The organism is Paraburkholderia kururiensis JCM 10599 = LMG 19447 (assembly GCF_003986935.1).
GTDB classification, from domain to species: domain Bacteria; phylum Pseudomonadota; class Gammaproteobacteria; order Burkholderiales; family Burkholderiaceae; genus Paraburkholderia; species Paraburkholderia kururiensis.
In genome coordinates, this window is record NZ_RJZE01000027.1 from 81,289 (window position 1) to 93,729 (window position 12,441).

The 12,441-nt window shown below is 66.9% G+C and carries 10 protein-coding genes; 7 read left to right on the forward strand and 3 right to left on the reverse strand.

Going from position 1 to position 12,441, the window contains the following annotated elements:
• Nucleotides 1-196 precede the first annotated feature (196 nt).
• The 3 genes from PKKP23_RS27530 to PKKP23_RS27540 form a co-directional block, all read right to left on the reverse strand.
• Complete coding sequence (locus PKKP23_RS27530; protein WP_126879231.1) at nt 197-1,135, reverse strand: LysR family transcriptional regulator; 939 nt, start codon at nt 1,133-1,135, stop codon at nt 197-199.
• Between the two features lie 381 nt (nt 1,136-1,516).
• The gene (locus tag PKKP23_RS27535; protein ID WP_126879232.1) at nt 1,517-2,593 is read right to left on the reverse strand and encodes a porin; all 1,077 of its coding nucleotides are present in this window, start codon (nt 2,591-2,593) and stop codon (nt 1,517-1,519) included.
• Between the two features lie 498 nt (nt 2,594-3,091).
• Complete coding sequence (locus PKKP23_RS27540) at nt 3,092-3,541, reverse strand: hypothetical protein (protein WP_240659161.1); 450 nt, start codon at nt 3,539-3,541, stop codon at nt 3,092-3,094.
• 526 nt (nt 3,542-4,067) lie between these two features.
• On the opposite strand from PKKP23_RS27540, the gene PKKP23_RS27545 reads away from it, so the two are divergent.
• From PKKP23_RS27545 to PKKP23_RS27575, 7 genes are all read left to right on the forward strand, one after another.
• Entirely contained in the window at nt 4,068-5,129 is a 1,062-nt protein-coding gene (locus PKKP23_RS27545) for a bile acid:sodium symporter family protein (protein WP_126879234.1), read from the forward strand.
• A 338-nt stretch (nt 5,130-5,467) separates the two neighbouring features.
• Nucleotides 5,468-7,399 (forward strand): GGDEF domain-containing protein, encoded by a 1,932-nt coding sequence (locus tag PKKP23_RS27550; protein ID WP_126879235.1) that lies wholly within the window; start codon nt 5,468-5,470, stop codon nt 7,397-7,399.
• A 556-nt stretch (nt 7,400-7,955) separates the two neighbouring features.
• Complete coding sequence (locus PKKP23_RS27555) at nt 7,956-8,945, forward strand: LacI family DNA-binding transcriptional regulator (protein WP_126879236.1); 990 nt, start codon at nt 7,956-7,958, stop codon at nt 8,943-8,945.
• Nucleotides 8,942-10,594 carry an AGE family epimerase/isomerase gene (locus PKKP23_RS27560; protein WP_126879237.1) on the forward strand — a complete coding sequence of 551 codons (1,653 nt, stop codon included), beginning with the start codon at nt 8,942-8,944 and terminating at the stop codon, nt 10,592-10,594. Before PKKP23_RS27555 ends, PKKP23_RS27560 begins: the two co-directional genes overlap by 4 nt.
• Nucleotides 10,591-11,574 carry a carbohydrate kinase family protein gene (locus PKKP23_RS27565; protein WP_126879238.1) on the forward strand — a complete coding sequence of 328 codons (984 nt, stop codon included), beginning with the start codon at nt 10,591-10,593 and terminating at the stop codon, nt 11,572-11,574. The genes PKKP23_RS27560 and PKKP23_RS27565 overlap by 4 nt, the downstream gene beginning before the upstream one ends.
• Before the next feature lie 140 nt (nt 11,575-11,714).
• The gene (locus PKKP23_RS27570; RefSeq protein ID WP_017772506.1) at nt 11,715-11,936 is read left to right on the forward strand and encodes a hypothetical protein; all 222 of its coding nucleotides are present in this window, start codon (nt 11,715-11,717) and stop codon (nt 11,934-11,936) included.
• A gap of 145 nt (nt 11,937-12,081) precedes the next feature.
• Nucleotides 12,082-12,327 (forward strand): hypothetical protein, encoded by a 246-nt coding sequence (locus PKKP23_RS27575; RefSeq protein ID WP_017772505.1) that lies wholly within the window; start codon nt 12,082-12,084, stop codon nt 12,325-12,327.
• Nucleotides 12,328-12,441: the final 114 nt, after the last annotated feature.

The window sequence follows — 12,441 nt, forward strand, 5'->3', positions numbered from 1 at the left end:
ATCCGGCTTTTCCGGCTGGCTTTCCCGCTTCCGGCGGCCCCGTTGCCAGCCCTCTGCCGGGCTCCTTTGCCGGCCCCCCCTTTGCCGGCCCCTTTGCCGGTCGCCCCTCTGCCGGTCGCCCCTCTGCCGGTCGCCCCTTTGCCGGGCTGCTTGGCCGCTGCCTTCGCGAAAACGGATGCGCTTTCGCCGCCCCTTCTCAACTCGCCGCGGCGGCGCGAATCTGTTCGAGCGTCGGCCACAGCCCTTGCCCGGCGAAGCGCTGGGCCATGAAATCGACGAAGGAGCGCACCTTCGCCGACAGATAGCGGCGGCTCGCATACACCACGTGGATGGGCAACTCGCGCGGCGGCGCCACATCGACCAGAATCGGCACGAGACGGCCGGCGGCGATGTCGTCGCCGATCACCTCGGTGCCCAGCAGCGCGACGCCCGCACCGTGCAGCGTCACCACGCGCTGCGCTTCCAGATGATTGACCACCATGTTGCCCGCCAGCCGCACGCGCGAGCCGCCCGCCATGGACGAGAGCGTGAGTTCCTGCGCCGACACGTCCGCGTAGTGGATGAAGTTGTGGCGCGTGAGGTCGTCGAGCGTCTTCGGCGTGCCGCGCCGCGCCAGATAGTCGGGCGACGCACAGAGCAGGATGTGTGCGGTCGCAATCTGCCGCGCGATCAGCGAAGACGACTTCAGGCCGGATGGCGATGCCCGCACGGCCACGTCGAAACCTTCGTCGATCAGCTCGACGACGCGGTCCGACAACTGGATATCCACGGTGACCTTCGGGTACTGCGCGGCGTAGTCGGCGGCTGCGCTCATGATGTGGCGCAGGCCGAACGCCGAGAGACACGTCACACGCAGTCGTCCTTGCGGCACCACGCTCGCGGCGCTGACCGCCTGCGCCGCTTCCTCGATTTCACCGAGCGCTTGCGAGAGCCGCTCGTAATACTCGCGTCCCGCTTCGGTGGGCGCAACGCGCCGCGTGGTGCGATTCAGGAGCCGCGCGCCGAGCTGCTGCTCCAGATGCATGACGTGCTTGCTCGCCATCGCGGGCGACATCTCGGCCCGCGCGGCCGCGCCGACGAAGCTGCCCGTCTCCACGACGTGGCGGAACACTTTCATGCTGACGAGGGTATCCATCGCAATCACTCACCGGAAGAATCAATCGGCGCCATTGTGCGCGTTTTATCAAATGGAAGTGAGCAAAGGGTAAGGCGGGGCGCTCATGTTGAGCGGCATAGGCAGACGCGCGAGGAGCGCCGACGTCGGCGGAAAGGCGCAACGTGCAGGAGCAGCGTGGTGAAAGAAGAAGTCCCCATGCACGCGAACCGCGATGGGCCGCGCGAATGGGTAGCGCGAATTGGGGGCGAACTTCGTAGTAGCGGACGTGGGAGTTGGCTGCGCGAGCGCGAAACCGTCGCGCAGCGCATAGAGCGGCAGGCGCTGCGTCGACCCGCCGGGTTGTCCTGCCGTCCGGCCCGTCCGGCCCGGCCGACGCGTCGCCCCCGCCTGCCGCCGCGGTCAGAACTTCGCGCGCATGCCGACGCCGAAGGTATCCCCCGACGACTGGTTGCTGATGTGGTCGTACATGTAGGCCGCGTACACGTCGGTGCGCTTCGACAGCGGATAGTCGTAGCCTACGGCCCACGTCTGGCGCGTCTGGTCGAGGCCGCCGCCGTCGCGCGAGTACGCGTACGACGCCATGGCCGTGCCCGTGCCGAGCGGCGCGCTCACGCCGCCCTGCGCCGTGTTCACGTGCCAGCTGCCGACGTTCTGGTCGTTCTTCGTGTACATGTACTGGCCGAACAGCTTCACGTACTTGAGGTCGTACGACAGGCCGAGCTGCGCCACGCTCTGGCTTTTCAGGCCGGTGACGAGGCTGTTCAGGTCGGTGGGGCTGTCGTTGAAATTCACGTACTGATAGACCGCGGTCGCAGCGAACGGACCGTGGAAGTAAAGCACCTGGCCGCTCCATTTCTTCGAACCGTTGTGGTCGGCGCTGTTGCCGAGCGCGTACATGGCGGCGCCCGAAAGACCGTTGAAGTCCGGCGTCGCGTACTGCACGGCGTTGTTCCAGCCGGAGTCGCCTATTACGCCCTGGTCCGTCGTGTAGGTGGGGAACGTGCCGAGGCCGAGGAACACGTGATACACCATCGGCGAGAAGGTGTACGAGTCGATGAACGGGTTGAACAGAATCGTCGAAACGAACAGGTGCGTCGTGAGACGGCCCGCCGTGACGGTGCCGTAAGGCGACTCGATGCCGACGTACGAGTTACGGGCGAAGAACGTGTCGCCCTGGAAGCGGCCGTACTGGCCGTTCTGCGCGCGGAAGAAGCTTTCCAGCGTGAAGATCGCCTTGTAACCGCCACCCAGGTCCTCAGCGCCCTTCAGGCCCCAGTAGGACGTCGACATGCCGCCGCCGGACACATTCCAGGCGCGCTGACTGCCGGGAAATTTCGTGGCGCCGACCCATTCGTCGACCTGGCCGTAAAGCTGCACGCTCGATTGCGCGAATGCCGACGATGCGCAGGCCAGCAACGCGGCGACGGCGCTCGTCTTGAGCGTAGTGTTCAGCGCACGGCTGACGGTTGTCTTCATAGAATCTCCTGTCTTTGTCAAAGGGCCTGAAAGGCCGAAAGGCTGTACGGCCGGGCGGCGTGTTGCTCGCGCAAGCCGTTTGTTGTGGGTCCGTTTGAGGCGTCGGGCCAGATGCGGGCGGGACCATCTTTGCGGACCATTTTTGTGGACAAAAATATCGGGGCTTATTGCCGGTATACGTGCTTGATTAGTTTTGGTGTGTCCCTTGCTGCTAGACCGTTGACGGTTGTGACTACGCGGCAATGCGCGATGTATGGGTGACCGCGAGAATCCTTGCCAGGCAAGGCGCGGCGAAGGGCAGCACATGCTCACTGGCGACGGATACGACCGCACCACATCCGGCGCCGAATTGTCAGGGATTGGATTGCGCCAGACATTCCGGCGCAGGGAATTTTCAAAAAAGTGTGGTAAGGACGCGTCAGGTCCCGCGCGACCTGGACAAGCGCGGGGAGAACGGCGAAGAACGGCAGGGGAACGGCAGCTAACGACGAAAGTTCGCTAGTTGCGATAGGGCGAGGGCATCGGCTGACGCAGCCCTTCTTCTGCCTGGCGAGGAAGCGGCCGGTACGTGCTGCGCTCCTCGTTGTAACGGGCGACGTCTTCGCGGATAGAGCCCGCGCGCACGGGGGAATTGGCGGGCGGGTGAGGCACGGGTCGAGCTTCGGTGCTGATCGGCGTGATGGCGCCGGGGTACGGGGCGTTGCCGCCATTGCCCGGCCGGTAGACATCGGGCCCGGCGGCGACGCGCAACGGCGTGCCGCCCGGATTGCCATAGCGGCCGGCGTGCGCCCGCGCCGCGTGACCCTGGCGACCGCCGCCGTGGGGTGCGGCGGCAATGCGGGCACTGAAGCCGCCGCCTTGGAACCCGTGCGAACCGTGCGGCGGGCCGCCGCCTTCGGGCCTGGCGTGCGCGAACGCGACCGCGGCGGCGAGCAGCGCGCCTGCCATCCATCGTCCCGTTCTTGCCAGCCCTGCGTACATGTGTTGCCTGCCCTGCCCGACCATCCTTCCCGCGGCCGCGTACCGGGTGCGTCGGACCTGTTCGAGGCGCTATGCACGGTGAGTAACTGTTTCCGCCGGGCGCGCCTCGCGACCTTTGAGCAGTAATTTATGGGTCGGGCGTAAGAGGTGTCGAGCCAAAAAGTGTTATGCCCCGGGCAGGGTTGTAACCACGTGTTACTGCACGGTTTTTGCGCCTTCCGCGCCCTTTTTGCGCGTGATTTGACGCCCTCTCGCGAATCCCGGACTTACGCCAAAGTGCCGCCGACAGTTGCAAAAACACGTCACGTTTCACGCCCTCCCATGACGTCGACACGGGCACGTTCCATGCATCAACTTCATTAATGAATTCGTCAAATGAATTTGCTTTTTTAATCGAAACGCACCGACAATAGATACTTCCATTTCGATATTGCATTGCCGCAATGCGCGCCCGCGGCAGCCGTTGCTACGCTCTCGCGCCCTGAGATTCCCGATGGCCCGTCCAAAATTCCTCCCCGACAACTTCACGCTGTGCCTCGTCGGCACGGTGATTCTTGCGAGTCTTCTGCCCGTGCACGGCGAAGCCTCGGTGCCGTTCAACTGGCTCACCAACATCGCCGTGGGACTGCTGTTTTTCCTGCACGGCGCCAAGCTATCGCGCGAAGCGATCGTGGCGGGTGCCACGCACTGGCGCCTGCATCTGCTCGTACTCGCGAGCACTTTCGTCCTGTTCCCGCTCCTCGGCGTCGCGCTTAAGCCGCTCCTTTCGCCACTTGTCACGCCTGCGCTGTATGCCGGCGTCCTGTTTCTCTGCACGCTGCCGTCCACCGTCCAGTCTTCCATTGCGTTCACGTCGATTGCCAAAGGCAACGTGCCGGCCGCCGTGTGCAGCGCCTCGGCTTCCAGCCTGATCGGCATCTTCGTTACCCCGGCGCTGGTGAGCCTGCTCGTCACCAACCAGGCGGCGGGCGGTACTTCGGCGTGGCACACAGTGGGTAACATCGTGCTGCAACTGCTGGTGCCGTTTCTGGCCGGGCAAGTGCTGCGGCCTGTGATTGGCGACTGGATCGAGCGCAACCGCGGCGTGCTCAAGTTCGTCGATCAAGGCTCGATCCTGCTCGTGGTGTACGGCGCCTTCAGCGAGGCAGTGAACGAAGGCCTTTGGCACCACCTTTCGGTGGGCGCGCTGGCCGGCCTCGTGGTGGTGAACGCGGTGCTGCTCGCCCTTGCACTCGCCATCACGATGTTCACGAGCAAGCGGCTTGGCTTCTCGCGACCGGACCAGATCACGATCATCTTTTGCGGGTCGAAGAAGAGCCTCGCGGCCGGGGTGCCAATGGCGAAGGTGATCTTCGCCTCCAACGCCGTGGGGGCGGTGGTGCTGCCGCTCATGTTGTTCCACCAGATCCAGCTGATGGTGTGCGCGGCGCTCGCGCAGCGCTGGGGCGCGCGCCGGATGGAAACCCAAGCGGGCGACGAATCGCGTGCCGTTCCCCGGCCTGCGCGCGATCCCGCGACGATGGGCCGTCGCGAAGCGACTTCCAGCAGCAAATAAGGCATTCATGGCGTTCCTTGACGTGATTCCGGGGTAAGTCCCGGGCGGGCCCCCTTGGCTGTGGGTGACCGCCGGCCGCCCTGCACGGCTTCCCGCTATTCCACGCAAAATGCCGCCGCGCGTCTGCCTGGCCGGATGGCCAGGCACCGCGTCATGCGAGCCGCCACCGGAACCACACGGCCCCGCCGCAAAAAAAAACGGCAGACCCGCAATGCGTTGCGCATAAAGGCGGCGGCGCTACCCGGCACCACCCCGGTGCAGTGCGTCACTAAAAATTCATTCAATTCCCGCCCCTGGCAGCCGTTAAGGCGACCATCGCTAGCCCCGGCTGTCCGTCCATGTCACCTCGCGCGCCATCGCAACCCGTTGCACCGTGCATCGAAGACCTGATCGCGCGGCGCGAGCTGTCCGCCGTGTTCCAGCCGATCATCGACTTCGACGGCGGCTCCATCGTCGGATATGAAGGTTTGATTCGCGGGCCGGCCGGCACGCCGCTGGAATCGCCGTTCCGGCTCTTCGCGCAGGCCGCCGCGGAGGGCCGCACGATGGCGCTCGAGCAGGCCGCCGCCCTCACCTGCATCGAGGCCTTCGCGCAGTTCGCCTGCGAAGGCAAGCTGTTCCTCAACTTCAGCGCGGGCGCCATCCGTCAGTTGATGGAAACCGGCGAGCCGGCCTTTGCGCTGCTGCGTCAGCGAGGGCTCGATACGAACCGCGTCGTGATCGAACTCACGGAACAGAGCGCGATTGCCGACCTGAGCGACTTCCTGCCCGTGGTGGCGTCGCTGCGCGCCATGGGCGCGCAGTTCGCGCTGGACGACTACGGCACCGCGAACGCGAGCATGAACCTGTGGGTGCGCCTGCAGCCGGACGTGGTGAAGATCGACCGCTTCTTCATCCACGAAATTGCGAGCGATCCGCTCAAGTTCGAAGCCGTGCGCGCCATGCAGCACTTCGCGAACGCGAGCGGGGCGCGCCTCGTGGCCGAAGGCATCGAAAACGAAGCGGATCTGATCGTGCTGCGCGACATGGGCATTGGCTGCGGCCAGGGCTATTTCTTCGGCCGCCCGGCCACGCGACCGGCGCTGGCGGTGGCCGAAGAGGCGCGCAATGCGATCGGCGCCGGGCATATCGCGGTGTTTCCCGAGACCACGCGCAACGCGCCGGCGTCGCCCTCGGGCAGCATGGCCTCGGCGCGGATGCTGGTGCAGGCGCCCGCCGTGCCGCGCCAGGCCACCAACAACGACGTGCTCGAACTCTTCAACCGCCTGCCCGACCTGCACGCCGTGGCCGTGGTGGAACACGACGTGCCCATCGCGCTCATCAACCGCCGCGCCTTCATGGACCGCTACGCGCTGCCGTATCACCGCGAGCTGTTCGGCAAGAAGCCGTGCCTGCAGTTTGCGAACGCGTCGCCGGTGGTGATCGAAAAGTCGATGACGGTCGAGCAGATGGCCAAGCTCCTCGCAAGCGACGACCAGCGCTACCTGGCAGACGGCTTCGTGATCACCGACAACGGCCGCTACGCGGGCCTCGGCACCGGCGAAAACCTCGTGCGCGCGGTCACGGAGGTGCGCATCGAAGCGGCGCGCTACGCGAATCCGCTCACCTTCCTGCCTGGCAACATTCCCATCAGTTCGCACATCGAGCGGCTGTTGAGCCACGACGCGGGCTTCTACGCGTGCTACGTCGACCTGAACCACTTCAAGCCGTTCAACGACCAGTACGGCTACTGGCAGGGCGACGAGGTGCTGAAGTTCGCCGCCGCCGTGCTGGCGGACGTGTGCGACCCAACGCGCGACTTCCTCGGCCACGTGGGCGGCGACGACTTCCTGATCCTGTTCCAGAGCGACGACTGGCACGACCGCGCAATGCGCGCCATCCGCCTCTTCAACGAAGGCGCGCAACGCTTCTACGCGCCGGCCGACCGCCTGGCGGGCGGCATCCACGGCGAGGACCGGCGCGGCAACCCGACCTTCTTCGGCTTCGTCACGATGGCGATTGGCGGCGTGCGCATCGAGTCAGGCGGCGGCGCGAAGTACAGCAGCGACGAGATCGCGTCGGTGGCCGCGCTCGCGAAACGCCGGGCGAAGCATGAGTCCTCGGGCTTCGTGCTGGTGGATGCGGGCGAGAGCGCGGCACAGCTGCGCGGACGTCCCGAGACGCCGCATGCTGCCGAAGGCGGCGGACGGGGCAAGGCGGAGACGGGGAGTTCGCACGCCGCATCGCGCAGCACCGCGCGGGCGTCTTGCGCCGATTCGACGGCGCGGTGAAGGAGGCGGGCGGTTCGCGCAACGCTCCTGGTGTCGGCGCCCGCCGCGTGGCGCGCGCCGCCCGTAAGCCGTCAAGCCCGCCTGCCCGCTTGGCCGCCATGTGAGCCGGCCGGATACGCCGACGCTGCGGCGCGCGGCTGAGCGGGGTCCTCAAGCTAAAGGTCGTCATGCCGCGGCGACACGAGCAGCAGAGGGTCTGCCCATCCAAGCCGGTCTGGTCAAGACCGGCACGCCTTCCTGGCTAAACGCCTTCCTGCCTAAACGACTCCCCGCCTAAGCGCCCTCCTCCAGCCTCATCACGCCCCACCTGACCAGCCCGGTCAGCCCGGTTGGGGCTGCTCGTCGCTGAACCGTCGGTGCCTTCACCTCCCCGCCCGCGTCGCCCCTGTTTAGTGATTTTTACTAAACAAAAATAAACAGCTTTCATCCCTTTTTCTACGGGTATTTACGCGTATCTCACACGGCTAAACAAGGCTTCTCAGGCGGGCTTTTACTATACAATCGTCCGAACTCAAAACGCCCGCGGTCAAGCCTCTCGCGCTGCCGCCACGAACCCATGGGGACAACCATCCGCGATGTCGCTCGCGCGGCCAGCGTGTCGATCGGCACCGTTTCGCGAGCGCTGAAGAACCAGCCCGGCCTCTCCGACGCCACGCGCACCCGCGTGATCGAGGCCGCGCGCAGTCTCGGCTACGACGCTGCGCAGTTGCGTCCACGCATTCGCCGGCTCACCTTTCTGCTGCATCGTCAGCACAACAACTTCGCTGCGAGCCCGTTCTTCTCGCACGTGCTGCACGGCGTGGAAGACGCGTGCCGCGAGCGCGGCATCGTGCCGTCGCTGCTCACCGCCGGCCCCACCGAAGACGTCGTGCAGCAACTCCGTCTGCACGCGCCGGACGCCATCGCGGTAGCCGGTTTCGTTGAACCCGAAACGCTCGCCACCCTCACCGCCATGCAACGCCCGCTCGTGTTGATCGATCTCTGGGCGCCCGGGCTGCGCTCGGTGAATCTCGACAACGCCGCGGGCGCCGGGCTCGCCATGCGCCATCTGTTCCAGCAGGGCCACAAGCGCATTGCGTTCATCGGCGGGTCGCTCGCGCACTTCAGCATCGCGCAGCGCGCGCTCGGCTACCGGCGCGCGTTCTTCGAGGCGGGGCTGCTGTTCGATCCGTCGCTTGAAGTGAACATCGACGCCGGGCTCGACCCCGACGCCGGCGCCGCGCTCGCCATGCGTCGGCTGCTCGACGCACCGGCGTCCGCGCGGCCCGACGCCGTGTTCGCCTACAACGACGCCGCTGCGCTCGCCGCCATGCGCGTGTGCCTCGCCAACGGACTGCGGGTGCCTGAGGACATCGCCATCGTCGGCTTCGACGACATTCCGGGCGCCGCGCACGCCAGCCCGCCGCTCACCACAGTGGCCGTAGACAAGGAAGCGCTCGGGCGCCGCGGCGTGGCACTGCTGCTCGAAGACACCCCCGGCGAGACCGAAATCCGCCTGCCCGTTCAACTGATAACCCGCGCCAGCACCTCGGGGAGACAGCCATGACGCAACCACGATCGCCCGGCACGGGCGCCACGAAGCGGGCCGCCGCCGCTCGCGCGCCGCACGCACCGCTCGCCCCCGCAGCGGCGGCCACGGCAGCCGCAACCACGCCGGCCGGCGTGCCGCCCGTCGAAAGCTTTCGCGACCGCCGCTTCCTGCTCTCGCACGTCGAAGACACGCTGCGCTTCTACGCGCCGAACGTGTTCGACGAAAGCGGCGGCTTCTTCCACTATTTCCGCGACGACGGCTCGGTCTACAACGCGAGCTCGCGGCACCTCGTGAGCAGTTGCCGCTTCGTCTTCAACTACGCGATGGCGTACCGCCAGTTCGGCGACCCGCTCTACCTCGACTACGCGCGCCACGGCCTGCACTTTCTGCGCGACGCGCATTGGGACGCGCAGCACGAAGGCTACGACTGGGAAATCGAGTGGCGCGACGGCCGGCGGCGCACGCTGGACGGCACACGCCACTGTTATGGCCTCGCCTTCGTGCTGCTCGCGTGCGCGCACGCGGCGATGGCGGGTATCGAAGAAGCGCGGCCGATGATCGGCGCCACCTTCGAGCTCATGGAGCGCCGCTTCTGGGACGGCGCGGCCGGCCTCTACGCCGACGAAGCCACGCCCGACTGGCGCGTGTCGAGCTACCGCGGCCAGAACGCGAACATGCACACCACCGAGGCGCTGCTCACCGCGTACGAAGCCACCGGCCACCTCGTCTATCTGGATCGCGCCGAACGCGTGGCGTCGAACATCACGCTGCGTCAGGCCAAGCTTTCGCACGGGCTCGTGTGGGAGCACTTTCACGCGGACTGGTCCGTGGACTGGCATTACAACGAGGAAGACAGTTCGAACATCTTCCGCCCCTGGGGCTTCCAGCCGGGGCACCAAACCGAGTGGGCGAAGCTGCTGCTGATTCTCGAGCGGCACCGTCCGCTGCCGTGGCTCGCGCCGCGTGCCATCGAACTCTTCGACGCCGCCATGGCGCACGCCTGGGACGACAACCACGGCGGCCTCTATTACGGCTTCGGCCCGGACGGCACGGTCTGCGATCACGACAAGTATTTCTGGGTGCAGGCGGAGACCTTCGCGGCCGCCGCGCTGCTCGCGAAGCGCACGGGCAACGAACGCTTCTGGGACTGGTACGACGAGATCTGGCGCTATAGCTGGACGCACTTCGTCGACCATCGCTATGGCGCGTGGTACCGCATCCTCACCTGCGACAACCGCAAGTACAGCGACGAGAAGAGCCCGGCCGGCAAGACCGACTATCACACGATGGGCGCGTGCTACGAGGTGCTGAACGCGCTGATGGACGGCACAGCCATGGCGGCGGACGCGGCAGGCGGCGCGAACGAGGCCAACGGCCGTGCGCGCCCCGCCACGGGCAAAGGCGCAGCCGCAGGTAACGGAAAGCGCAACGGCAAACATGGCGGCAAGAGCGCCTCCGCACTGCGCGCCAAGCCGCAACGGACTTCGGGCAGCACCTCGAAAGTCGGCTCGAAACCAGGTACCCACGTCGCTTCGGAAAACCTGGCCCGCAGCAAAGCGAAGAAAGACGAAACCCCGCGCGCAAACAAGAACGGCGCCAGCCGCGCAGCGGCCCGCACGCGCGCGGCGCACCCGGCGCCCCGTCGCACAGGATCAGCACGATGAACACTCCGGCACCCACCCACGCGCCGCAAGGCACCGCAGCGGGCCTGCCCGTCTTCGTATCCGCGGGCGACATCCTCACCGACCTCGTGCGCACCGGCGAAGACCACGAATCGCACTGGCTCTCGCGTCCCGGCGGCGCGGGCTGGAACGTGGCGCGCGCCGTCGCGCGGCTCGGCCTGCCCACGGCGTGCGCGGGCTCGCTCGGCACCGACTGCTTCTCTGACGAACTCTGGAACGCGAGCGTCGTCGCGGGTCTCGACATGCGTTTCATGCAGCGCGTGGAGCGGCCGCCGCTGCTCGCCATCGTGCATCGCACGCATCCGCCCGCGTACTTCTTCATGGGCGAGAACAGCGCCGACCTCGCCTTCGACCCCGAGCGTCTGCCCGAGGGCTGGATGGCGCAGGTGAAGTGGGCGCACTTCGGCTGCATCAGCCTCGTGCGTCAGCCGCTCGGCGAAACGCTCGCCACGCTCGCGGCGCAACTGCACGCACGCGGCGTGAAGATCAGCTTCGACCCGAACTACCGCAACCTCATGGAGCACGGCTACGAGCCGACGCTGCGCAGAATGGCCGCGCTCGCGGACCTCATCAAGGTGTCGGACGAAGACCTGCGGCTGCTCTTCAAGACCGACGACGAAGCCGCCGCCATCGCGACGCTGCGAGAGATGAACCCCGCGGCCACGCTGCTCGTCACGCGTGGAGCAGAGAAGGCGACGCTGTTCGTGCCCGGCGCGCAAGGCACCGAAGGCACAGCAGCCGGCACGACGTTCGAAGCCACCCCGCCGCGCGTCGAAGTGGCGGATACGGTAGGCGCGGGCGATGCCTCTATCGGCGGCCTGCTGTTCAGCCTCATGACGGCTCCGCAACGTTCGTGGCCCGAGCACCTCGCGTTCGCCCTCGCGGCGGGCGCGGCCGCGTGCCGGCACAAGGGCGCGCATTCGCCGTCGCTCGATGAAGTGGTGTCGCTGCTGGAGCGCTGAAACCGGCGCTGCGGCCCGACGGCAGCGCTCAGGAAGGATGCCAGGCACGCCGCCTGCGAGGCGTCGCCACGCGTGCACGCTGGCGGTAAGCCTCGAATCGGCGTGCTAGGATAAAAGTTCCTTCCAGCCGGAGCCGCATCATGGAAGACGTCACCTACACCAAAGGGATCTACACGGCCACGGCCACCGTCCGTCCCGCGAACAGCGGGCACTACCAGGGCGTGGTCTCGCTCGCGCGCGACGACGGCGAGGAACCGGAAAACGTGCTCTACGAAGTCGAGACAACTTCCGCCACGGCCAACGAGGCGCTGGAAGAAGCCAAGGCGCTCGCGCATCGCATTCTCGGCGAGCTCGAACTGTAGGGCCGCTCGTGGGCCCGGGTCGGGTGCCTGATTCAGGTGTCCAACCCGGGTGCCGACTCAGGTACCCGCTCGCGTACCGACTCAGGTGCCGAACCCGGGGCCTACCCAGGCGACCCAGGCAGGCATTCAACCGCTGGAGGCGATCATGGCCGATCAGCTCTTTCTCTATGGCGTCTACGCCATCCACGTCCGTCCCATCGAACTGCAAGGCGCGCGCTGGGACGCGGAGTACGAAATCCGCCATCAGGACAAGGCCGTGCAGCCGTGGACCACGGTGGGCGGCGACAACGGCTATGCCGACGCGGGCGAGGCGGTCGAATTCGCGCATCGCCAGGCGGTGGCCGACATCGAGCACGGCGCCGGCATTCCGAAACCGCGCGTGTTTCCTTGACGCGATGACGTTTCATCGAGGCCGGGCCGCCGGACCGGAGGCCCGGCGCGACCACGCCGCCGGCACACGATCCGGGTAGCACGGGCCGCCGCCGTGCTACGCTCATCCGCGTTT

Bases quoted from the DNA above. Each gene is read 5' to 3' on its own strand.
- PKKP23_RS27550 (WP_126879235.1), top strand. From the start codon at position 5,468: ATGTCACCTCGCGCGCCATCGCAACCCGTTGCACCGTGCATCGAAGAC.
- PKKP23_RS27565 (WP_126879238.1), top strand. From the start codon at position 10,591: ATGAACACTCCGGCACCCACCCACGCGCCGCAAGGCACCGCAGCGGGC.
- PKKP23_RS27560 (WP_126879237.1), top strand. From the start codon at position 8,942: ATGACGCAACCACGATCGCCCGGCACGGGCGCCACGAAGCGGGCCGCC.
- PKKP23_RS27555 (WP_126879236.1), top strand. From the start codon at position 7,956: ATGGGGACAACCATCCGCGATGTCGCTCGCGCGGCCAGCGTGTCGATC.
- PKKP23_RS27530 (WP_126879231.1), bottom strand. From the start codon at position 1,135: ATGGATACCCTCGTCAGCATGAAAGTGTTCCGCCACGTCGTGGAGACG.
- PKKP23_RS27570 (WP_017772506.1), top strand. From the start codon at position 11,715: ATGGAAGACGTCACCTACACCAAAGGGATCTACACGGCCACGGCCACC.
- PKKP23_RS27540 (WP_240659161.1), bottom strand. From the start codon at position 3,541: ATGGCAGGCGCGCTGCTCGCCGCCGCGGTCGCGTTCGCGCACGCCAGG.
- PKKP23_RS27575 (WP_017772505.1), top strand. From the start codon at position 12,082: ATGGCCGATCAGCTCTTTCTCTATGGCGTCTACGCCATCCACGTCCGT.
- PKKP23_RS27545 (WP_126879234.1), top strand. From the start codon at position 4,068: ATGGCCCGTCCAAAATTCCTCCCCGACAACTTCACGCTGTGCCTCGTC.
- PKKP23_RS27535 (WP_126879232.1), bottom strand. From the start codon at position 2,593: ATGAAGACAACCGTCAGCCGTGCGCTGAACACTACGCTCAAGACGAGC.